The organism is Nostoc sp. CALU 1950 (assembly GCF_051172895.1).
GTDB classification, from domain to species: domain Bacteria; phylum Cyanobacteriota; class Cyanobacteriia; order Cyanobacteriales; family Nostocaceae; genus Nostoc; species Nostoc edaphicum_A.
In genome coordinates this window covers 18000-40432 of record NZ_JBDNJQ010000069.1, presented here as the reverse complement: position 1 = coordinate 40432, position 22433 = coordinate 18000, and the positions used below count along the sequence as shown (strand labels likewise).

16 protein-coding genes and 1 CRISPR repeat array are annotated in these 22433 nt (G+C 40.3%); of the genes, 4 read left to right on the top strand and 12 right to left on the bottom strand.

Annotated elements, in window-relative coordinates:
- Positions 1 to 196: 196 nt before the first annotated feature.
- Together ABF638_RS19440 and ABF638_RS19435 are read right to left on the bottom strand one after the other, a co-directional pair.
- A complete protein-coding gene (locus ABF638_RS19440) occupies positions 197 to 1588 on the bottom strand; it encodes a hypothetical protein (RefSeq protein WP_435024644.1) in 1392 nt (463 codons plus the stop codon).
- 702 nt (positions 1589 to 2290) lie between these two features.
- Positions 2291 to 6277, bottom strand: coding sequence for a magnesium chelatase subunit H (locus tag ABF638_RS19435; RefSeq protein ID WP_435024643.1), 3987 nt, complete (start codon positions 6275 to 6277; stop codon positions 2291 to 2293).
- Between the two features lie 878 nt (positions 6278 to 7155).
- On the opposite strand from ABF638_RS19435, the gene ABF638_RS19430 reads away from it, so the two are divergent.
- The gene (locus tag ABF638_RS19430) at positions 7156 to 7830 is read left to right on the top strand and encodes a hypothetical protein (RefSeq protein ID WP_435024642.1); all 675 of its coding nucleotides are present in this window, start codon (positions 7156 to 7158) and stop codon (positions 7828 to 7830) included.
- Between the two features lie 396 nt (positions 7831 to 8226).
- On the opposite strand, the gene ABF638_RS19425 is transcribed toward ABF638_RS19430, so the two are convergent.
- The 3 genes from ABF638_RS19425 to ABF638_RS19415 all read right to left on the bottom strand — a co-directional run bounded on the left by ABF638_RS19425 (position 8227) and on the right by ABF638_RS19415 (position 12185).
- Positions 8227 to 10812 (bottom strand): GAF domain-containing protein, encoded by a 2586-nt coding sequence (locus ABF638_RS19425; protein WP_435024641.1) that lies wholly within the window; start codon positions 10810 to 10812, stop codon positions 8227 to 8229.
- A gap of 655 nt (positions 10813 to 11467) precedes the next feature.
- Positions 11468 to 11659 (bottom strand): YqaE/Pmp3 family membrane protein, encoded by a 192-nt coding sequence (locus ABF638_RS19420; RefSeq protein ID WP_435024640.1) that lies wholly within the window; start codon positions 11657 to 11659, stop codon positions 11468 to 11470.
- Positions 11660 to 11786: 127 nt separating this feature from the next.
- Positions 11787 to 12185: a phage holin family protein gene (locus ABF638_RS19415; protein WP_435024639.1), complete on the bottom strand. Its 399-nt coding sequence runs from the start codon at positions 12183 to 12185 to the stop codon at positions 11787 to 11789.
- Positions 12186 to 12508: 323 nt separating this feature from the next.
- Between ABF638_RS19415 and ABF638_RS19410 the strand changes: the two genes are divergently transcribed.
- Together ABF638_RS19410 and nifH are read left to right on the top strand one after the other, a co-directional pair.
- A complete protein-coding gene (locus ABF638_RS19410) occupies positions 12509 to 12718 on the top strand; it encodes a hypothetical protein (protein WP_435024638.1) in 210 nt (69 codons plus the stop codon).
- Positions 12719 to 14044: 1326 nt separating this feature from the next.
- Positions 14045 to 14935 carry a nitrogenase iron protein gene (gene nifH, locus ABF638_RS19405; RefSeq protein WP_069074423.1) on the top strand — a complete coding sequence of 297 codons (891 nt, stop codon included), beginning with the start codon at positions 14045 to 14047 and terminating at the stop codon, positions 14933 to 14935.
- Positions 14936 to 15391: 456 nt separating this feature from the next.
- Positions 15392 to 16359: a CRISPR direct-repeat array (repeat unit 37 nt; unit sequence GTTTCAATCCCTAATAGGGATTTTGATGAATTGCAAT).
- 268 nt (positions 16360 to 16627) lie between these two features.
- Here the strand turns inward: nifH and cas2 are convergent.
- From cas2 to ABF638_RS19380, 5 genes are all read right to left on the bottom strand, one after another.
- Positions 16628 to 16915 carry a CRISPR-associated endonuclease Cas2 gene (cas2, locus tag ABF638_RS19400; RefSeq protein WP_435024637.1) on the bottom strand — a complete coding sequence of 96 codons (288 nt, stop codon included), beginning with the start codon at positions 16913 to 16915 and terminating at the stop codon, positions 16628 to 16630.
- Between the two features lie 46 nt (positions 16916 to 16961).
- Positions 16962 to 17966 carry a type I-D CRISPR-associated endonuclease Cas1d gene (gene cas1d / locus ABF638_RS19395; RefSeq protein ID WP_435024636.1) on the bottom strand — a complete coding sequence of 335 codons (1005 nt, stop codon included), beginning with the start codon at positions 17964 to 17966 and terminating at the stop codon, positions 16962 to 16964.
- Between the two features lie 148 nt (positions 17967 to 18114).
- Positions 18115 to 18708 (bottom strand): CRISPR-associated protein Cas4, encoded by a 594-nt coding sequence (gene cas4 / locus ABF638_RS19390; RefSeq protein ID WP_435024635.1) that lies wholly within the window; start codon positions 18706 to 18708, stop codon positions 18115 to 18117.
- A gap of 31 nt (positions 18709 to 18739) precedes the next feature.
- Positions 18740 to 19576 carry a CRISPR-associated endoribonuclease Cas6 gene (cas6, locus tag ABF638_RS19385; RefSeq protein ID WP_435024634.1) on the bottom strand — a complete coding sequence of 279 codons (837 nt, stop codon included), beginning with the start codon at positions 19574 to 19576 and terminating at the stop codon, positions 18740 to 18742.
- The gene (locus ABF638_RS19380; RefSeq protein WP_193947514.1) at positions 19566 to 20186 is read right to left on the bottom strand and encodes a 2OG-Fe(II) oxygenase; all 621 of its coding nucleotides are present in this window, start codon (positions 20184 to 20186) and stop codon (positions 19566 to 19568) included. The genes cas6 and ABF638_RS19380 overlap by 11 nt, the downstream gene beginning before the upstream one ends.
- Positions 20187 to 20295: 109 nt before the next feature.
- Between ABF638_RS19380 and ABF638_RS19375 the strand changes: the two genes are divergently transcribed.
- On the top strand, positions 20296 to 20706 hold the full coding sequence (locus ABF638_RS19375) for a hypothetical protein (RefSeq protein WP_435024633.1): 411 nt from the start codon (positions 20296 to 20298) through the stop codon (positions 20704 to 20706).
- On the opposite strand, the gene cas5d is transcribed toward ABF638_RS19375, so the two are convergent.
- A complete protein-coding gene (gene cas5d, locus ABF638_RS19370) occupies positions 20707 to 21414 on the bottom strand; it encodes a type I-D CRISPR-associated protein Cas5/Csc1 (RefSeq protein ID WP_435024632.1) in 708 nt (235 codons plus the stop codon).
- Positions 21414 to 22430, bottom strand: coding sequence for a type I-D CRISPR-associated protein Cas7/Csc2 (gene cas7d / locus ABF638_RS19365; protein ID WP_435024631.1), 1017 nt, complete (start codon positions 22428 to 22430; stop codon positions 21414 to 21416). Before cas7d ends, cas5d begins: the two co-directional genes overlap by 1 nt.
- Positions 22431 to 22433 lie beyond the last annotated feature (3 nt).

The following is a 22433-nucleotide window of genomic DNA, read 5'->3' as shown; positions in this document are numbered from 1 at the left end:
AATCGCCGTCTCTACAAAAGACTGATTATTGTAGAGACGGCGATTCATCGCGTCTTCCTGATGATTTTTCGGATCTTTGCAATCTATAATTTTCATCAAAAACCTTAACCTAACCGTATTGAATCCCGACTTATTTGATAAGTCGGGATTATAATATTTGCATTCTCACAAATCAAATTAGATTAGTATATCCAATCTAATTGTCTACACCAACAGAAATAAGTTTGCTGTAATATTCAGTCTTGGTATAGATGCTGATAATGCTATCGCCAACTGCAAAGAAAGTACCTTCTTGCTCATCTTTAGAAAATTTCAAATTTGGATATTTAGCAGCAGCTTCGTCAGATGTCATAGCTTTAGCTTCCATTTGTTTTGGCAATAATCCAGTAGAACCAATGTAAAATACCAAGGGAGATATCTTATCTTGGTAGATATTTTCTGCATATTCTTCTAGCTTGTGACTTGCCGTCGTTAAAGCTGTAACCATTTCCTCTTTGCTGATCTGTTTACCAGTTTGTTTATCCTGTAATAACTGCGCCAAACTATCAGCACCAACTTTATTAAGAATACCTCCAACAATGCCATTTTTCTCAAGCCCAAGAAAATCATCAAAAATTGGTTTCATCAACTCGTCAACTTTTGTAGTTTTGGTGCGTGATGACAATAACCTGTGCCTAACAGCGAGATTCTCATTAAATGCCATTTCAAAACTAGGCTTAATGATAATTTCTCCAGTTTCTTTGTCATAAAGACGATACATTCTATTGAGAAACTTGTTAGCAGAAGGTAACTTACTCAGGTTCAAAATATCTTGACTGCCGATATCGATTTTATAGCTCAATTTTGATTCAAGAGTACCATTAGCTAAAGCTTCGTTGATATCAATGTATTCGTTAGTCGTAGGAAAGTTGATGTAAATATTCTTGGACAGATAGTGCTTTTGAAACTCATCTAACTGCGTCTCGATAAATACATCTGACTCCTTTCTCAAGTGAGCGCAAATAATACTAGTCAGTACTTTAATTTCTGCTAGTTCATTGAATACCCCATCAACACTGCTGTAAATACTATTAGCAGCTACAAGTGGCAAGTTATCTAACTGAATGGTATATTCAGCCCGAAAGTCGAATTTTTCTGCATCTAGAATGCCTTTTTCTTTGAGTAAGTCAAAGACTTTTTTGCTGCTGATTTTGACTTGTAATGACTTTACGTTGATTTTGCCATTACTTACAATCGTGTAATTATTAAAAGCATTGAGGTCATTTACTAGCAAACCTGCTACTTCAAGAGTGGGAGTTTTGTCTTCAGATTTTGCAAGTTTGACTTTACGTTTGACAAGCATATTGATAGTAGCAGTATTTCGGTTAAACTGAAACTTGCCCATACCGACATACTCAGCATTATCCATATATTCTGTTCGCAACCAAGGTTGGAGCAGTTCCCCGTTTTCGTTCCTAACACCTCTAACACGCTTGATACCTGTTCTTTGATAATTTTCTTGCAGGTGCTTGATATTGACAATAATATTGTTATGACATTGTGCAAAAATTGGGATTAGTTCTACCAGAGAAATTTGATTCTTTGTCATATTGCCACCCTACAGATAAAGGTTAATAATCTTGTAAAGCCACGATTACTGAAGTCTATTGCTCTGACAAAATAAGCTGTTACAACTGTGTAAAATTGAAGAGTAAACACACAATAATTTGATTACGAAACTTTGTACAAAGTTTCGTATATTTGCGGTTAGCTGAGGGTTTAAGTTTAAACGCAGAGGAGCGCAAAGTTTGTTTGAGTCTATTCACTACGAACTGAGGCAAATTTGTACTTCGCGTTGCATACTTAGCAGACATTCATATCTTTATAGTACAATTGTATCACAAAATTACCAAGTTGTGTAGACTCCGCTTAGGCTGTTAACTTTGTTGGTTTTAAGACAAAATTATTTCATACAACTTTATTTTCAACCAACATTGACGACACAAAAACTGCGTAAACTTTTACCCTCCAAAAAGGCACAAAGTCAACAGCCTAGAATACAGCTTTCTGCAAAACCTACTTAGCACAAAACCTGCAAGGTTTGTAGTAAGGACTTTAGTCCTGAATTTTTAAGCACTTAAGTGCTTACTACAAACCCTGCAAAATTAATGGGACAGACCACTAGAATGCAGGTTTCTGCAATCCTTTACTTATATATTTGATTTTCATTTAGCCGGATTCTATACAATTTGTCAAAACGATTTTTTATGTAGAGACGTTCATAAAACGTCCCTACATTTATGATTAGGGATTATTCAATCCCTTCAATTCGGTCTTCAACTTCTTGGTACAACTCGCGAAGACGATCTAAATTCTCCTCGCTAGTCTCCCAATAACCGCGTCCATTCACTTCCAACAAAGTTGATACAATCTTGCGGAAAGAATGGGGATTAAGGTTCAGCAAACGTTTCTGCATTTCTTCATCTTTGATGAAGGTTTCGTTAGTATCCTCATAAATCCAGTTATCCACAGCGCCGGCTGTCGCACTCCAACCTGTTGTATTCACCAACCGCTTGGATAGTTCGCGCACACCTTCGTAACCGTGAGACAGCATCCCCTCGTACCATTTGGGATTTAATAATTTGGTACGTGCATCCAAACGCACGGTTTCTGATAATGTCCGCACTTGGGCGTTAGCTGTGGTTGTATCTGCAATATAAGATGCTGGTTTTTTACCATCACCCCGCAGACTTGCCACCAGCTTAGTGGGATCTGAATCAAAGTAGTGGGAAACGTCCGTTAAGCTAATCTCGGAAGAATCCAAATTTTGGAAAGTTGCATCAGCAGTTTTCAATGTACTTTCAAAAATCTGCCGCGATTCGTCCATGATTCCGGGGTTATCGGAATTGAAGGAGAATGATTTCCGGTTGAGATACATTTCCTGCAACTCGGCTTCGCTATCCCAAGTGCTGTTTTCTACCGCCAAGTTGATATTTGACGAGTAGGAACCAGAAGCATTGGAGAAAACGCGCGTCGCTGCTTGACGCAGATTAATCCCCATTTCCTCAGCTTGTTGCAAAGCGTGTTTGCGAACAAAGTTCATTTCTAAGGGTTCATCTGCCTCAGCCGCCATCTTCACGCCTTGGTCTAGCAGGTTCATTTGGTTGATGAACAAGTCGCGGAATACACCAGAACAGTTGATTACTACATCTATTCTGGGTCGTCCCAACTCTTCTAGAGATATCAATTCCAACTTGTTCACCCGTCCCAAGGCATCGGGAACTGGACGGACACCCACCATCCACATAATTTGCGCTAGGGATTCACCGTAAGTTTTGATGTTATCGGTTCCCCAGAGGACGCAGGCGATGGTTTCTGGCCATTTTCCATCATTTTCAGCCTTGTTACGTACTAAAAGCCGATCTACGACGATTTTGGCTGATTGGACTGCTGCTGTTGTTGGGATGGATTGCGGATCGAGTGCATGGATATTCTTACCTGTGGGCAATACATCCGGGTTGCGGATGGGATCGCCACCAGGGCCGGGTAGGATGTACTCGCCTTCCAAGCCTCTGAGTAATGCCCCTAGTTCATTGTCGGCACAAACTTGTTGCAGACAGAATTCCAAATACTCAAACAGGGGTTTGAGGGCTGCGCCATCGACTTTGGGATAACCTGCTTTATGCAATGCTTCTACCCAAGGTTCTTTTTTACCCATGTTGAAGAAATTCAACCGGGAAACCAGAGAAACTCGTCCTTCCGCGTCGATTTGCTCTTGGACAAGGGCGGTAACTGCTGCACGAGTTGCTAAAGTGATATCTTGCAATAACTGGACATCTTCTAAAATGCCTCTGTCATTATTTTGGTAAATATCATCAATGTTACGCCCAATGCTATTAGCGATAATTCCTGGTAAGCCTTGAAGTCCTTCTTCTTGACGATCTAGACTAGCAATATTGACGAGAGTTGCGATCGCTTCTTCTGCACTTGGGGGTTTACCAATGACGTGCAAACCACAAGGCAACAAGCGAGACTCGATTTCCATCAACTTGCGGTAGACGTTGCCAACAATATTATCCCGCTCATCAGCACTCATGTCTCTGGCATCGGTTTCTGGCAGGTGAATATCCTTATCCAGATTCACGATCCGGCATTTATCCATGATGCTGTTGACAATGGAAACACCGCGTCCACTATCTTTCAAGGTTTGGTAGGAAGCAATTAACTCGCTGAGTTCCTTCAAACCTTTATACAAACCAGCATTTTCTGCCGGCGGTGTCAAGTAAGAAATTGTTTCGGCATAACTCCGGCGTTTGGCAATTGTCGCTTCACTCGGATTATTCGCTGCGTAGTAATACAGGTTAGGAATTGAGCCAATTAAGTTATCTGGATAACAGTCACCAGACATCCCCATCTGTTTACCTGGCATGAATTCCAAGGAACCGTGTGTACCAAAGTGCAGTACAGCATCAGCTTTCCAAACTTGCTCTAAGTATGTGTAGTAGGCAGCAAAACCGTGGTGAGGACTAGCTGAACGCGAGAATAACAGCCGCATTGGGTCGCCTTCGTAACCAAATGTGGGTTGCACACCGATGAAGACGTTACCGAATTGCTTACCATAAATCAGCAAGTTTTGCCCGTCGCTGTTGAGATGTCCGGGAGGTGGGCCCCAGTTTTCCTCTAAGCGGTGAGAGTAAGGGGTAAGTGCCTCATACTCAGGAACCGACATTTTGTAAGCAACGTTCAGTTCTGGGCTGTTGTACTGCGCTTGAGCGTCATGGATGACTTCTTGCAGCAGCGCTTCGGCGGATTCTGGCAATTCTGGTAAGTCGTAGCCGTTATTTTTGAGGGCTTTCATTACCTCGTAGATTGAGCCGAATACATCCAAGTAAGCAGCGGTTCCCACGTTGCCTTTATCTGGCGGGAAACTAAAAACGGTGATGGCGACTTTTTTATCCAGCTTCGGCTTGCGGCGCAGATTTGCCCATTTTAAGGCGCGTTCGGCTACAGCTTCAACGCGATCGCGCAGTGCGATCGCTTTCCCGGTAGTTCCATCTCTACCCGATAATATAATCGGCTCAATTGCTCCATCCAATTCCGGAATTGCAATTTGCAAAGCTACTTGAATTGGATGTAACCCTAAATCGCTATCCATCCACTCTTCTGTGGTTTGGAAAACTAAGGGTAACGCCACCATGTAAGGACGGTTTAAGCGTTTGAGTGATTCAATTGCCTTGGGATGATCTTGTCTGGCTGGGCCACCCACTAAAGCAAAACCAGTCAGCGATATCACTGCATCTACCAACTGTGTGTTGGTATTTGGTTCGTAGAAGTAGGCATCCACAGGCTTGGAGAAATCCAAACCACCAGCAAACACAGGTAATACCCGTGCGCCTAATGCTTCCAACTCCTGCACCATTGCCACATAATGGGCATCATCCCCTGTAACTAGGTGAGTGCGTTGCAATACTAACCCGACACAAGGAGCTAGGGGATCTTTTAGATCGCTAGAAATATCCTTACGAGCTGTATACCAATTGAGGTATTCTCTGACATCTTCAAACATACTGGGAGCCAAAGGATGCCAAATCCCTAAATCGGGATAAACCACCGGCTGTTCGTATGTAGAAGGTGCAAAATTCTGTTTTTCTAAACCTTTAAATACATATTTATCAGCTAGCATCAGCAAGAAGTTTTCCAGGTTTTCTGGAGAACCACCTAGCCAATACTGAAAACTGAGCATGAAATTTCGGGCATCCTGTGCCTTGTCCATCGGTAAAAACTTCAGCACTTGCGGGAGGGTTCGCAAAAGCTTCAGCATTCCATCTTGGAATCCCGCACCGGATTTTTCTTTGCGTTTCCGCATGAATTGTGCGATCGCACTTTTTGACTGACCCAATTGTGCTAGAGAAAAGCTGCCCATTTTACTTAGGCGCATTACCTCTGGCATCGAGGGAAAGACAACGGAAACGTCCAGATGATCGCGGTGTGGTTCTACTGCTGCTACTACTTTCTGTGCTAAGTCTTCGATGAAAATGAGGGAAGCGATGAAGATATTCGCATTCTCAATTTCTCGTTTGAACTCCTCGTAATTTTCGGGGTCGCGGAGTTCCTCAATCAAGTACCCGCTAATTTCAATCGCCAAGTTGGGATTGTTCGCGTTAATCGTGCGAACCGCTTGCGACAATGCGCTCTGGTACTGGGACTCAAGCACGACATAGACCACCTTGATTAAACTACGTCCGCGTAAGTTATCAGGCGCAATGTGTCTAATGGTGGACTTGACGTGTGTGAACATGCTTCTTCGGCTCCTTTGATGCGTGTTCTCTGAAGGAAGTTCCTAGCGGCATCATCAGCCACAGGTAACTTGTGATCTTTAGGCAATATCTGTTTTTTATCAGAAAACGCTTGCCCAGTAGGCATTTTATCGCCTATATGACACAAATCGATATAAAAAACGAAATATTTCTTTGTAATTGTTGACTTTATATAAAAGTGTTCACTCACTAATTGTAAAATTATTGTTACATTTTTAAATAGCTTAATAGCTATTAAGCGATTATAGAGCCGTTACAAAACAAAACTTCCCTATGCTGACTAAAAAATATTTAGTCAGCATAGGCAGCCTTCAATTATTTAATTGCGGCTTATACCAAACAAAAAAGCCTGAAAAAGCAGTAGTGATGCTCCACCTCCTAAATTTGCATCAGAGCAGCAAATAGGATCATTTCTAGCCTCTGGCTGGAAACAAGAATGAAATCTACCAGGAAAATGGCAAGCTTCATCAAAACTTAAAAAAAATAACACAAAAAGAACTTGAATATTTTTTTGCTGTATGAAAGAATGCAAAGTTATTACTTTTGTTTTGTTAACCTTCGCTTAATTTTAGACCCTTGTAAATCAACTGTTTCACATTTAATGCCCTAATCAAACAATCATATAAGTTAAAAATATTACTTTTCTATGCCCAAATGTTACTGAAATATATTTGGTAAATATCTGGGCTGATGGATAAACCTATGCCTATCAGTAGCTCACCTGATATTTACCCAAGAGTAATCTTACACGACCAGAAAAATTATACTTCCACAGCAGATATTCAATTCTCAATCCTAAATACTTGAAAAGCTGAAAAAAATCTGTGAAGAGTGACCAAGATAATTAAGGTAGAAACTGATGACAAATTTAGGTTTTCAAAAATCAAGCTATATTGCTCAAATAAAAGTTTTATTATTAACGTTTTTGATAACAATTATTCCATTTTCTTTAATTTTAATATTCCTCAAATTAAAAACTAATGTCACTACAGACTATTTGACGAGAGATCCATCTTCCATAATGAGCGCACCTTTTTATCTAGGATTCTTCTCAAATATTGGTATATTATTTTGGTGTTCTTCTGCAATTATCTGTCTTTTTAGTTATATGCTACTCAAAAAAGATATTAGAGCTAAAGAATATTCATCGTTTTTTTTGTTTTCTGGGCTTCTGACATCTTTGTTGCTTTTTGATGACTTTTTTTTAATTCATGAGAGTGTATTTCCTGATTACTTACATATTAGTGAGAAGATAGTTTACGCTGGTTATATTGCACTTATGTTGATGTTTTTTCTCAAGTTTAAAACAATACTGAAGAAGACTGAATTTCTGATTTTATTATCTGCGTTTATATTTTTTGGATTATCAATTGTTTGTGATAATATATTCCCCAATATCCCTGTTGCCATAGAAGATACGTTTAAATTAGTAGGAATTACTACTTGGTTTACGTATTTTGCGAGGATATGCTTACAACGGGTGAGTAGACTTTTAAGTTTGTCACTTTTGGAGAAACAGTCTTTGTCACGCTAAGAGGTTGTTTTAAAAGTCTAATTTATTACTCACCGGGCGACTATAAGTCGCGGCTATACGAGGCTTTACCCACCTCCGTGGGTTAAAAACCAATACGCTTGGGTTAAGCGCTACTCGTACAAAATCGTGGGTTTTTGAGACGCGATAAATCGCCGTCTCTACAAGTGTTTTGGTATTATCTGAACTGTATTGGGTTAAAAACTCTTGATTTTGTATTAGTCCACGGAGGTGGACTTTGCTTGTTATAACAATTCAATTAATGATTGCAACACATCCTTGGGTAAAGACGCGATTCATCGCGTCTCTACAGATGGTCTATTTGTCGCATTCTTTTTTCAAATTGGTATTAGATATTTAATTGAGAAAAATCTCTAGGTTAACTTGATGCCTGAATGTTTATTTCTCTTGGAACGTCCAGACTCCTTCATCCCAATCTGATTCTGTTAGAGGTGATTGTAACCAATGTTGACAACGCAACAGATGCAACATAGCAGCTTTGTCTTGGTTATCAGCTGCCAAAACTAGGGCAAATTCAGCTCTAGCACGATTAAAATCGCGTTTGAGGTAATACTCGCGCCCTTTATGATAGTGCTCAATCACTTGCAATTTTTCGCTTTCAATTGGATTGGAACGCAAACCCAGTAATTCATATATAGCTACTGGCTCATTTCTGCCTTTGACACGAATGTAATCTAGTTCCCTAGCCCAAATATAATCTTCGCATGGTTTAAAAGTGTTATGGCTAATAATAATGTCGCAACCATACTGTTTACTGACACTTTCTAATCGAGAGCCAAGATTAACACCATCGCCAATAGCGGTAAATTCCATCCGCTTACTAGAACCAATATTCCCACTAATTACGGTATCAGAGTTGATGCCAATACCGATTTTAATTCTGGGCTTATTATCTACATAGCGACGTTGATTAAATTCGTGCAGGCGAACCCGCATTTCTAAGGATGTTTGCACTGCCATCCAAGCGTGTTCTTCTAATGGTAGAGGAGAACCAAAGACAGCCATAATGGCGTCGCCGATGTATTTGTCAAGGGTGCCTTTATGTTTAAAGACTGCTTCCACCATTGATTCAAAATATTCATTGAGCATACTCACCACTTCTTCTGCTTCTAAGTTTTCTGTCAAAGTGGTGTAGCCACGAATATCTGAAAATAATATTGAAACTTCTTTGCGATCGCCTCCTAGTTTAGCGTCATCCAATTTTAGCAATTCTTCGGCTAACTCCTGGGTCATGTAGCGGTACATCGTACTCTTAAGCCGCTTCTCATCACTGATATCTTCCATCACCACCAGCGCCCCACGGACTTGCTCTTGGTCGCTAGCATCGGCAATTGTGTTAATCGATAAATTAATACTGTGCTGTTCTGTACCAGTAGTTAAGAGTGTGCGATCAGGATAATATTGTTGGCGGCCTTTTAAGTCAACTGCATGTAAAGCATCTTGATACCACTTGCTAAAGTCACCTTCTTTGATGCCGATGACATCATTAACTAATTTACCTTCTAAACGATCATCAACTCCCAGTCCTAGCAAACGTTGGGCGCTTTCATTGGCGGCGATAATTAACCCAGTTTTATCAGTGGAAACCACTCCATTAGAAAGACTACGCAGAATGTCCCGTTGCATTTGTTCTTGTTGCTTGACTGTGGCAAACAACTGAGCATTTTGCAGCGCTACTCCTGCTTGAATATTAAAAGCTTCCATGAACTCTTCATCGTTGCGGTCAAAGCTAGCTTGGAAACATTCGGGAGCTTTCGGCCAGGCGGTTGGATTATAAGGTGGAAAATCACCAGTTTTCTTTTTATTTACAAGTTGGGTAACACCAATCAGTTGTTGATCGGCATTAAACACTGGCATACAAAGTAAGCTACAAGTGCGATAGCCATTTTGCTGGTCGAGTTGTTTGGCGGTATCCGAGTCAGGATCATCGTACAAATCAAAGGCAATATTTAGTTTCTTGCCAGAAGCCGCTACTATACCAGCAAAGCCTTTACCTACGGGGACTCGCAACTCTTTGGTTGAACCATCATCCTGAGTGATTTTCGTCCATAATTCATGGCGATCGCGGTCTATTAACCATAGTGTACTGCGATCGGCATTCATCAGTTCCTTGGCTTCATCCATCACCCGCTTCAGGGTGTCTTCTAAGTCCAGACTGCTTTGAGAAAGAGACTTAATCGCCTTCATTAGCGCCGCCACTGCTCTTTGTTTTTGGGTGGCGACATAAAAAGAGCGCGAGGACTCTAAAATTAGGCGAATTGAAGGGGCAAATTCTTGAAATAATTGTTCGTCAGCACAGCTAAAACCTTTGGTATCAATTCGCTCTGCAAGTGGAGCATCATGATTATGACCAGATTTTAATTTATTCAGTAATTGTACTACTGCAACTAATTGCCCATGTTCATTTAAGAGTGGCAAAGCCAGCATAGTGTAAGTGCGGTAGCCAGTTCTTTTTTCTTGTTCTTGGGCAAAATGCGATCGCGGATCACTATAAAAATCAAAGGGAATATTGATAACTTGCTTGAAAGTAGCGACTTCACCACCAATACCTTTATTAGCGGGGATGCGAATTTCTAAAGAGCGACCGCCTTCTCCTTCAGCCACAATTGACCAGAGTTCTTGTTTTTCTTCATCCAATAAAAATATCGTTGTCCGGTCTGCTCCCAGTAATTCCCCGGTTTTTAAGGTAATGGAATGCAACATTTCTTGCAGAATGGTTTCAAACCCCTGAGAATCCAGCATTGACAGGGTTTGATGGACAATCTGTAATTTTTGCTCAACATCCTGAACGACCTGTTTAAAAGTATCCTGAGTCAGGGGAGCAAGAAACGTAGAAAAAGTTCCTTGTCTTGTGGCAAGAGCACCCACAGGAGCAGAATTTGCTTGTAATTCGAGGTTTTCTTGGTTGTGAACACTAATAATCACATCAGTGGTCTCCCCACAACTTCCTTGATACGCTGACATAACTGGTTTTATATAGCAGGATGAGATTTTAGATTTAACAATGAGATTAAACTTATGTAAGTGGTGTTAAAAGCAACAATTGCTGAACATTATCCATAGTTTAATCCCTTGTTCAGCCAGCGTCATCCTGTGAATCAAGGCCCAAGTTGATTACCAACAAGCATGGCTTAACTAGAACCCTTTCCCACTGGCGGATACAGATAGATGAATAGAGGGTCAAACCCCTCATTTAAACATAAACCAATGTTTTCCGTAGGTGAGAGATTGTTGGTATTGCCTGGTAATTTGTTGTAGGGGCATACAAATGAGCATTGCTGTATCAGTAAGGTATGGTCTATTTACCTGGGAATAGCTGCAAACTATAAGCAATTATACTGAGATGATATTAGCTTTAGTTTAACTGCGATCGCTTCTTTTCGCAGAGATGCCAAGGGACTTCCAACAAATACAGGATTTACACAAACACTGGTCGAAAAGAATGAGTTTCAGATTAAGTTGACACCAATCTCAGTCTTGCACGCCCTAATTATGCAACTGAATCAAGTTAAATGTGGAATAGCTCATCAGCTATATTTCTGCTAGAAATTAAAATGGTGCGTTAAGGCTAAAGCCTTAACGCACCATACTTAGAATTTCCTAAAATTCATCTTGCGTATTAGTAAATACGCCCTTCTCGATTAATTTGTTCTTCATGCTTGGCGATAACCCAAATTGCATGAATACTACCGGGAAGCCAACCTAGAACTGTGAGCAAGATGTTAATAAACAGGGTAGGCCCAACTCCGACTGTCAGGAAAACGCCTAAAGGAGGCACTAATAAACCTAGAAGAAAGCGAACTAATTTCATGATTTTACAACTTTGTGATTTTGTTTAATTACATTCTTTTGAAGATACCGAATTAGGAAATCCACCTTCGGAGATTTTATGTAGGTTAGAAACGTAATTTAACTGGCGTCTCTACTGCCTGGAATACTTATCTTGAAGGTAATTCATTTTGGCTTTTTACATCACCACTACTAGTTAAAAGGTTTCTTTCGACAAAGTAGTTGTTAATAAAGGTATTAGCGAAAGATAGAATCACTGGCCCAAGAAGGAAACCAATAAGTCCACGAACTGAGAACCCAGGAACTAAGACTGCTGCTAACCAAAAACATAAACCGTTGACAATGAGCGAAAATGCTCCAAATGATAGGAAATTAAGCGGTAGGGAGAGAGCAGACAGAACTGGCTTAACTGAACCGTTAATTAGACCAATTACTAAAGCGGCAATCAAAGCTGCGGGAAAATTAGCAATATTAACGCCTGGAACAACTAAATCAACAATCAACAGGCTCAAAGCTGTAGCTAGGGCGGTTAATAATGGTGTCAACATGTTTCTGACCTAATCACTAAATGGTTTTTTGTTTTTTACTTCTTATCTAATCTTTAACTATGTGCTAGAGTTTCACCTCTCTTGCAAGATAGAATTTACTTCTACCATTAGGTCTATCATTGAGAAAACTATATATAGATAGCAATCCGATTTTATTCCTGAATCACTCTTATACAAGACTTACGCAAAATACGTCGTAAGTAGCGGTAATTCATGAATTACCGCTACGGAATAATAGGCTTTTCAATTATTTTTGCGTATTTTTTGTAATTATTGATACTTTAAAAATGCGGGAAATCTAAATTTGGGCAGGTGATGAAGGTTTGCAAGAAACTTTTGCAGACATCAAAACCTTGGCGCAGGAGTATCATTTCCGCAATTGTCAGCATCATAACGAACTCGGTTGTGTAGTGCAGCAGGCTTTGGCTGAGGGAGAACTTGATTATTCTAGGTTTCTCAGCTACCAAAAGTTGCAAAAAGAACTCGACTACCTTACCCGCAAACAAGACCAAAGGGCGCAACTAGCCGAGTAGTTTTGCGTAAGTCCTATTAATTAAGCCATTGTACTTAACTTATTACCGCGTGAAAATTTGTAAGTTATTTAATCTATTTTTGCGCCGAAATTTTTGACCACAAAAATATTCAATTCTATTTTCGTTGTAAAACATTAGTTTTAAATACTTTTATTAAATACCCAAAAGTATCTAACTGCACATATTGGCTATGATAAATCATTTCATTATCTAGCAATCTATAAACGCGTAAGTTATGACTATTAAAGGTTACAAGAATAATGTTCTATTAAATAGATAAATATTTTGAGATTCGCCAAATAAATTAGTGAGATGTATGTTATGGTTTTTATAGGAATCAAACAAGTTAAAAGCACAAAAAGACTTCAAGACAAGTTTGAGGCAAGCTCAAGAAAGTTTTTTTGCTCTGGTAAGTCCACTTCAATTAGCTACATCTTTTTTTGACGAAAATCTAAAACTAGATTGAGTAGGATAGTAGCCTTTGTAACAACTTGAAGTCAATCGAAATTTATCTGGGTATGAGCCAATAAGAGTTGGCTAACCTAGCTAGAGCATTACCCACAAAAGGCAATTACTCTTGGAGTCTGGGAAGAAAGACTCTTAGTACAGCCTGACAAATCCATAGGAATACGGAATATTTACTAACTTAATTCGCGGTTGAAAATGTTTATTCCCGCAATATTAAGTTGAAGCAGTTGCTGACTTTTGGAACGAAAACTCCAAGCAGAATGGTGTCGTTCCACAATTTTCAGGAATTTAACCATACTGTTAAAAGTCATCAAGATATTGTCTAAGCCAGAGTGTTAGGGGTTGCCTGTGCAGGCATTATATTACTGCACCTGTAACTGCTACTTTTGGGTTGGAATTTATCCTGCCTGCTGCATTAATCACGAAACGAGAAGCGTTATGGATGTTCTTGGCGACTTGACATCAGCAAAATCAGAAAAGTTGTAGCGACCATTTAAGAGTGGATTGCAATTTGGTTGGTTGTGTGGTTCAGGGAACAAATCTGCGTTCGTTTGAATTCCTGCTGCAACCACTCTTGAGGCTTGAGCAACCATTTGGGATTCTGTTACAACAACTAACAATGCTGAAGTCAAAGTTTTAAAGGCTTTGTTATTAGGAAATAGAGATTTCTCTATCCCTTAAGCCATCGCTTCGTGGGTAAATATGTTCTGATTTTAACTGTTTTTGCCAGGATGCGATGTCTAGCGACAAGTTGCTATGCATATACGCCAACAGGCTCTACTTCCCTACGACGCCAAGGGTGAAGATTTCACATCAAGCTTACGACCCATCAACTAAATCATTGTAGGAAACACAACCATGACTGAGCAAAAGATTAGACAAATAGCTTTCTATGGTAAAGGCGGTATTGGTAAATCTACCACTTCTCAAAACACCCTAGCAGCAATGGCTGAAATGGGTCAACGCATTCTGATTGTCGGTTGCGACCCTAAAGCTGACTCTACTCGTTTGATGCTACACAGTAAAGCTCAAACAAGTGTTCTTCAATTAGCTGCTGAACGTGGCGCTGTAGAAGATATTGAACTCGAAGAAGTAATGCTAACCGGTTTCCGCGATGTACGTTGTGTGGAGTCTGGTGGTCCTGAACCTGGTGTGGGTTGCGCTGGTCGTGGTATTATCACCGCTATCAACTTCTTAGAAGAAAACGGTGCTTACAAAGATGTTGATTTTGTAAGTTACGACGTTTTGGGTGACGTTGTGTGCGGTGGTTTCGCTATGCCTATCCGTGAAGGTAAGGCACAAGAAATCTACATCGTTACCTCTGGTGAAATGATGGCGATGTATGCAGCTAACAACATTGCTCGTGGTGTTCTCAAATATGCTCACACTGGCGGTGTGCGTTTGGGTGGTCTGATTTGTAACAGCCGTAACGTTGACCGGGAAATCGATTTAATCGAAACCTTGGCAAAACGTTTGAACACCCAAATGATTCACTACGTACCTCGTGACAATATTGTTCAACACGCAGAATTGCGTCGGATGACTGTTAACGAGTACGCTCCTGACAGCAATCAAAGTAACGAATATCGGACATTGGCTACCAAGATTATCGACAACAAAAACCTCACTGTCCCTACCCCGATTGAGATGGAAGAGTTAGAAGAGTTGTTGATTGAATTCGGTATCCTGGAAAGCGACGAAAATACCGCAATGCTTGTTGGTAAGTCTGCTACTGAAGCACCTGTTTAAACTATTGCTAAGTAAATAATGGTTTAGGGTGGGCAGCAGCCCACCCTTTCATTTTTGCATTGTTTTGTTTGAAAGGAATATACCGCGATCGCTCGTTTGTATGCAATACACTTTGACCTCAATACGTTTCGGTTAAGGCAAGAGACGCGATAAATCGCCGTCTCTACAATTGGCGGCGTGTCATTAAAAAACTTTTCCGAACTGTATTGATTTTGACCTCTCTCCAAACCTCTCTCCTAAAAGGAGCTACGGTGTACACACAAGTCTTCTAGAGTTGCACCACAGGCTTTTGATCCCCCCAACCCCCCTTAAAAAGGGGGGCAAAAAGCTCTTAAAGTCCCCCTTTTTAAGGGGGATTTAGGGGGATCTACGACAATTTTGCTTTTCTAGAAAGATGTGTGTACACCGTAGCCTAAAAGGAGAGAGACTTTGAGGTTTACTCCTTTTTCTACACTAGTTTTAATCCCTAATAGGGATTTTGATGAATTGCAATGTTCCAGTGCAGAATACTTGGCCCTTGCCAGTGGGGTAGCGTTTCAATCCCTAATAGGGATTTTGATGAATTGCAATCAAAAAGGTAGATCCAAGTAGAGCTGATTGGGTACGTTTCAATCCCTAATAGGGATTTTGATGAATTGCAATGGGAATTACTGCAAGCTTTTATGGATGAACCTCTGTTTCAATCCCTAATAGGGATTTTGATGAATTGCAATATTGGCATACACGGTTCAACACATGGTCGCAGACGTTTCAATCCCTAATAGGGATTTTGATGAATTGCAATCTGAATCCTTCAGAAATTAGTCGGTTATTTATAGGTTTCAATCCCTAATAGGGATTTTGATGAATTGCAATTTGCAGGAGATGCAAACACCAAGCCAATTGTTGTTTCAATCCCTAATAGGGATTTTGATGAATTGCAATTAGAAAAAGACATCTTGCCAGCAGCTATCAAGGTTGCAGTTTCAATCCCTAATAGGGATTTTGATGAATTGCAATGTTATACACATTTCTAGGCGTTAGCCAATACTTAAGTTTCAATCCCTAATAGGGATTTTGATGAATTGCAATAAGCTTTTTCAATTCCTGAATAGGCATGACATGGTTTCAATCCCTAATAGGGATTTTGATGAATTGCAATCAGGGCGAATTAGGAATGAGGTGCGATCGCCCTGTTTCAATCCCTAATAGGGATTTTGATGAATTGCAATATTCGAGGTCTTTATCTTTCCAGTTCCAAGTATTTTGTTTCAATCCCTAATAGGGATTTTGATGAATTGCAATTCCCGGTATCCTGTGCCGATACTTGCGCTTGCGTTTCAATCCCTAATAGGGATTTTGATGAATTGCAATCAGTCTTAGTCTATGCTCCAACAGGAGGTGGGAAGTTTCAATCCCTAATAGGGATTTTGATGAATTGCAATGGCGGGAGCCTCAAACCCAAGCTGTATTTAGTTTTCAAGGTGCGGTTGCGCGATTCAAGGGCAATCATAGCATTAGAGAATTCGTTTGGAAAGAGCGTCAGGAAAATTTCAAGGCTGAAATCGTGTTTTGATAAGCATTTCAGAGATTGCGCGGATGACGAGTAAGAGAACAATGGGTTGAAAGCCTTACTGTAGTTGGAATAGAGGCACTTTTTTGGGACTGTCGAATTTGTACACCTACCCCTCCGCGCATTTGAAATACAGAAATCTAGCTAGAAGTGGACTCAGCAAAGAAAATTGTTTCGTCCCGTGGCTGTTCTCCGCCAATACGTTCGACTTTTCGCTGACAACAGCCACAGAGAAAATAAAAACGAACGCTGTCAGTGTCGGGTTTAATCAATTTAGCTAAACGCGATCGCAGTTTAGCATACTGAGTGAGAGTGATATCGCACTCAAACACACTCAGTTGCATCCATTGTCCGTAAGACTTCAAAACCGAATGGATTTTTGTCCGACGCTTATCTTCTGGAATGTCGTAGCTGACAACAATATACATGAAGGGAGTAGGGAATAGGGAATAGGGAATGGGGAGAAATTACAAGTTATTTGAGAACTAGGGGGGGATATTTATCGATTTCGTTCATTAGGTATTTGCTTAATAATCTCGCTTGAATTTCAAACGATTCTTGATAGGTGCATTTGTTTCCCATCACTGGATGTTTGAAACTCGATAGTTTCTTTTGTTGGTAGGCGCGAAGGAATGTATGCAGTCCTTCTTTGGTTAAAGACACAGCACCACTGAGCGGTTCGGTGGTAAAGTCAGTTAGGGTTAGCGATCGCTTGTTAATCAGCGACAACACTACAGCATCCACTATTAAAGGACGAAATTCTTCCATCAAATCCAAGGCTAGGGAAGGTCTACCATAACGCTCAACGTGTAAGTATCCTAGATAGGGATCGAAACCGACAATATTTAAAGCACTTTGCACATCATGACGTAGTAATGAATACCCAAAACTCAGCAGGGCATTAACCGGATCGGTTGGTGGGCGGCGATTTCTGGCTTCAAAGCGGAATTCTGAGGTTTTGATTAACTGTTGAAAACAACCAAAATAGGCTGCACTACCAGCACCTTCTAAGCCTCTGAGGGAATCAATGCTGCTAGTTTTTTCAATTGGTGCGATCGCATTTTCCAATCGAGTGATGTTATTATTCAGGTCAGTATCAAGATGTTCTCGTTGAGTGCGAAGTAAAGTGTGGCGGTAATTTTTCAATTTACCCCGCACAAATCCTCTGACTAAATGAATTGCTGGTTGTGATTCTCCCACAGCTTGCCATTGGGCTTTACGAACAAAGATATTTTTAGTAGCTTCTGGTTCTAAACGCCCTAAATATCGTCCGTTTTGTGTGAGAAATGTTAAACAAATGTGACGTTCTAAAAGTTCACTAACGACGGCGGGAGAAATAGTAGCCCGACCTAGTACTACAATTCCCTCTATTTTAATTAAAGGGATATCCAATATTGTTTTTTGTTCGGCTTTGACGGTGAGACGTTCGTCAACTTTGCCGATAAAAGCATCAGCTTGTGTTACGTAAACTGTTCCCATTTTTGATTCTTCCTAGTAATAATTGGGGCTTGGGTAAATAGATTTTTAGGTATAATTCAATACGGGCTAACAAGGATTGTTTGTGTAGATGATTGGTCTTTTAAGACGCGATGAATCGCGTCTCTACATGATGGTTTTGGGGTATGATTTAATTTAATTCTTGGTAACTTTTGACTTTATCGGTTGCTTTGGGCAAACATTGCGAATAAAGACTGCATCCTTGGCAGCGTTTGCTGTAAACTGGTTTTGGCATTGCTCCTGTTTCTAGGAGATTTGTGACAGATTGAATAGTTGCGATCGCACTTTGCCGTAACTCTGCATTAATCTCTACTAATTGCCGTTGATGGGAGTGGGCATAATAGATATATCCAGTAGTAACAGTTTCTCCTGTCATCTCTTCTAAACATAAGGCTTGGGCACAAACTTGCAACTCATCGTTATCCCATTCGCCTTTGCGTCCTCGTTTGTATTCCACTGGATAAACTTGACCTGATTCGGCTTCAATTAAATCGGATTTGCCAATGAGTTTATATTGCTCCGACTTCAGCCAAATTGCTCGAACTTGCCAAGTTTCTCCTCGCTGTATATCGCTTGTGGTGTGGACGCGATCGTGTAAAGTTGTGCCTTCAATTGTGTATTGATTATCGGTAAACTCTCCTGCACAAAACATCCGCCAACAGCGATGCGGACAATAGGCATATTGATTCAATGCCGCAATGGAAATATATTCGGTTTGATTCATAACTTAGGTGGTTTTTAAATGATTATTGAAATTAGGGAGAATACAGCCGCCGCGTCATTCCCATACCCATTGTTGTTTTTCTTCCGACACCAGTATATAAAGCAAAGTCAGCTAAAGCGTTAATCTGCTTAATTTGTATTGCTTCAACTGCCCCTAAAATCTTGTAGTTAACTTCGCCAATAATGCCAATAAATTTGCTGCGAGAATCAGCTAATATCTCTGTGTGAATATTGACAAATGAAGGAAATATTGACTCGATCGCAATCTGAGATAATTCTATGCCACTGTATTTATTCCAGCGCGAAAGTAGGGAATTGAAAACAGATTCTCTGGTAGGAAGGGTAGTATCATACTGTCCTTGACGAAAGGCAGTAGGCGTGGAAAAGGTAAGATTTATGGAAGAATTGCGATCGCTAGCTTCTTCGTATAATTGAGCGTAAGTAGTGGCATTTGCCCAAGGTTGAATAGATTGGGGTGTACCCTGAATGCTGGTAATATACAAGTCAGCCGGGCCAAGATGCCAAGGGCGATTGGGATTCAGATTTAGCCAGAGTTGGGTAAGTTTGCTAAATAGAGTGTCATCTAATAAGGAGATACGCCACCAACAAGGAGTTCCGGCGGGAATGGGTTGTTGATGTGAGTATTGCAATTTAGATCCCCCCTTACCACCCTTCAAAAGGGGGGAATTAATTTGTAAGGGAGAGAGGGTGAAAGCTTTATCTGCGGTGGAATCGTGCAAGCGATCGCCCAATGTGGTATCTACAGAACTAACGAGGGTTAAAAATAAGGCGTGGAGATGTCTACCTGTGAGATACTGCGGTGGAATGGGCGATTGAGGTAGCAAATTCAACACTAAACTATGAGGCATACTTTCTCTTTTTGGTTGTAGACTGAGTGATTCTTGACTCTACAGTAAACTCAGGGATTTCCTGGAGTTCAGCATCACTCAAACTATACTGTTCACAAACGAGACTTAGACGATTTCCTGGGGTTTTGACAGCGTTAACCGAATGAGTTAAATCACCTTGAAAATAAACTAAAGTATTGAATTGGGGCTTAATTTGCCCAAGTTGGCGCTTGTGCGATCGCAATACCAGTTCTCCCCCTTCCATATCTGCTGGTACGCGCACATAAAGCACACTGACAACCGCAGGCGGTTCAATGGTTTTGGAGTAGGAACGCAGGGAGCGATCAATATGCGGATCGACGCGGGAGCCTTCTTTGAGTTGTAAAGGATTGAGGTAAAAAGCATTACAATTAGGCTGGAGAGCCAAATCGAGGTAAGGTTTGAAGTAGGGAAACTGCTGTTCTACTTTTGCTAATCCAGAACGCTGAAATACTACAGAAAATCCTTTAGTGGCGACAAAATCGCGGTTGAGGTTGTTGATAGCAAAGTAAGGACAAGCTTGGATTTCTCCCCACAAGTTGTTTAGGTAATCGCTGGGGAAGGCGTTGGTTTGTTGTTGATAGTGTTTCACTGGGGATAGAGGAGCGATCGCTGAATGTGTTATCTAAAATTTTAAAGACTGTCGAGTGATGATAGTAGTATTCTTTTAAGTGAGAAAAACTACATAGCGAGAAAGACCAATGAGAATTGATGATTACAATGCAGCAAAGGCGCTAACTGAAAAAATGAAAGAGAACTTACCCATTAAAGCACGAGCCGGGAAGGAGTTTTTGAAGACATTAAAGCAAAAAGGAGTAAACGCCGATCCAGACAGAGAATTTGAGATTGATTTCGTTGGCTATTCAGGAGATGAAGGCGGGATTATGTGCGGACTAAAAGAGCCAAATAATCCCGAAAGTAAAGAAAAATATGTTTCTTCTATTACTCATCTAAAAATTGATCCTAATCATCCTCTAGCTGCTGAAGTGCAGACTTACCAACGCCAGCGAATACGTAAGTTAATGTTGCAAGATTCCAGAGGTTTTAAAGCCGAGTTAATGACGATAGAGCCTCGAAAAAATAAAAACCGTGGTAAAGGTTTTGGGAAGTAATTAACTCCGAAAACGATATTGTATCTGAACTGGAATTTTTAAGTTTTGAATGCCGTCAAATTGATAGTATTGACCTCGCATTTGGACATTCTGAATTAGACTGACTGGAGGCATATTCACAACATCATAGCTAATCACTTGATTCGTGAACATGACATCTAACGGATTTAATGGATGTGTACAAGTGAATATACCTTCAGAAATTTTATGTTTCGGTAATTTTTCAACCGTCACTTCAGCCTTACTCATCCATTTACCCAAGCGAATCCACTTTGGTACTTTGAGTTCTTTTTGAGATATGACAAAAAACTCAAATAGACTTTCTGGTGCTATTTCTTTTGCTCTGCCAAAACTAGGGATATTTTTCTGTGTTTTCTCCATTTCAACGTGGTAGTTGTTGTTAGCATACTTCCAGGTATTGAGGATAGAAGAATGATTGAGCGATCGCGCCGGAGTTACGTAAATTTGCTGTTGATTGAGTGGCGTTAAATGCTCCTCATATTTTGGCACTTGTTCGGGGCAAAAATAGCGATAAGAATGTTCTTCAGCAACGGTAGTAGAGTAGATTTTGCTATCAACTAAACCCAGTGCATAACAGAGAGCATAATTGTGAATTATTGGCTCTGTTTCATACAATCGCCCGATTTCACGAGTTGCGTAATAAAGGCTGTCATGTAGTTCTATTTGACAACGCGAAATAAACACCATTACTCTTTCCCCGCTTTAGCAGCCGTTTTCTTCTTACTAATATGCTTCTTGGCATAATCCTTAGCTTCTGCATCAGCCTTCTGCAAAATTGCCTGAATACCTTTCTCACTTCCTGTTAAAATTTTGACTTCATTAATTAGGGATACAAAAGCATCACCAATGAAATCTGTGTGAACAATAAACTCATCAGCCATTAACGCCTCAATAGCATTTTTTGCAGCAGTGATTACATCATCTTCATCTAGTGGATCAGGAGCATTTAAAGTATTGTTAGATTTCATTTGGTCATAGATTGCTTGAGTCCAACGCAGGTTACTTGTGATTTCTCCATCCGCAAATACAACACCAATTAACTCATTTCTGACGCGACCTGTACGGGTTGTTTGCGCTCCATAGTGACGAGTTCGTAAAATATTATTAAAAACGTAAAGGAAGCTAGCTTCAGTGGGATCTTTCAAGGTGACAATACTAGGAAAGAAGACTTGCGGTTTAATATGGTCTTGCTGATTAATTCGACTGGTAACTTCACCAGGTTTAGAACCATTTTCACCCTTAGAAGCCATCGTACCATTTTCATAAGGAGCGTTGAGGGTGAATGTTTCGTGTGATTCATCAAAAGCTGTAATTGAAAATGCCGTGTCTACCACAACTTTTGATTTTTCAGAGCCAGAGTCACCAATAGCAAATCCGTAAATGATGCAATCAGGATTATCCATTGCAAAATTCACGTTGTATTCGCATTCTTCAGCAGTCATTAATCCATAATTACGCAGCAATTCCCGACCAACTAAACGCTCTGGAGTAGACTGTTTGCGCTTGAACATTGACAAACGGCTAATTGTGGTTTTGTCTTTAACTCCTGCTCTTACCCGTGCTTTATTCAGTTCTGCATCTGTTTGAAATAGAGGATAAGATTCAGTAATACGAATAGTCAAGAAATGAACATATTTCCCCATTGGTTTGTAAGGAATCTCTGTTTGAAAGAATTTGGATTCAACAGTTTTTAAAATTGCCATGAT

Bases quoted from the DNA above. Each gene is read 5' to 3' on its own strand.
- ABF638_RS19425 (WP_435024641.1), bottom strand. From the start codon at position 10,812: ATGTCAGCGTATCAAGGAAGTTGTGGGGAGACCACTGATGTGATTATT.
- ABF638_RS19415 (WP_435024639.1), bottom strand. From the start codon at position 12,185: ATGTTGACACCATTATTAACCGCCCTAGCTACAGCTTTGAGCCTGTTG.
- ABF638_RS19435 (WP_435024643.1), bottom strand. From the start codon at position 6,277: ATGTTCACACACGTCAAGTCCACCATTAGACACATTGCGCCTGATAAC.
- cas2 (WP_435024637.1), bottom strand. From the start codon at position 16,915: ATGTATATTGTTGTCAGCTACGACATTCCAGAAGATAAGCGTCGGACA.
- ABF638_RS19375 (WP_435024633.1), top strand. From the start codon at position 20,296: ATGAGAATTGATGATTACAATGCAGCAAAGGCGCTAACTGAAAAAATG.
- nifH (WP_069074423.1), top strand. From the start codon at position 14,045: ATGACTGAGCAAAAGATTAGACAAATAGCTTTCTATGGTAAAGGCGGT.
- cas1d (WP_435024636.1), bottom strand. From the start codon at position 17,966: ATGGGAACAGTTTACGTAACACAAGCTGATGCTTTTATCGGCAAAGTT.
- cas5d (WP_435024632.1), bottom strand. From the start codon at position 21,414: ATGGTGTTTATTTCGCGTTGTCAAATAGAACTACATGACAGCCTTTAT.
- cas4 (WP_435024635.1), bottom strand. From the start codon at position 18,708: ATGAATCAAACCGAATATATTTCCATTGCGGCATTGAATCAATATGCC.
- ABF638_RS19420 (WP_435024640.1), bottom strand. From the start codon at position 11,659: ATGAAATTAGTTCGCTTTCTTCTAGGTTTATTAGTGCCTCCTTTAGGC.
- cas6 (WP_435024634.1), bottom strand. From the start codon at position 19,576: ATGCCTCATAGTTTAGTGTTGAATTTGCTACCTCAATCGCCCATTCCA.
- ABF638_RS19440 (WP_435024644.1), bottom strand. From the start codon at position 1,588: ATGACAAAGAATCAAATTTCTCTGGTAGAACTAATCCCAATTTTTGCA.
- cas7d (WP_435024631.1), bottom strand. From the start codon at position 22,430: ATGGCAATTTTAAAAACTGTTGAATCCAAATTCTTTCAAACAGAGATT.
- ABF638_RS19430 (WP_435024642.1), top strand. From the start codon at position 7,156: ATGACAAATTTAGGTTTTCAAAAATCAAGCTATATTGCTCAAATAAAA.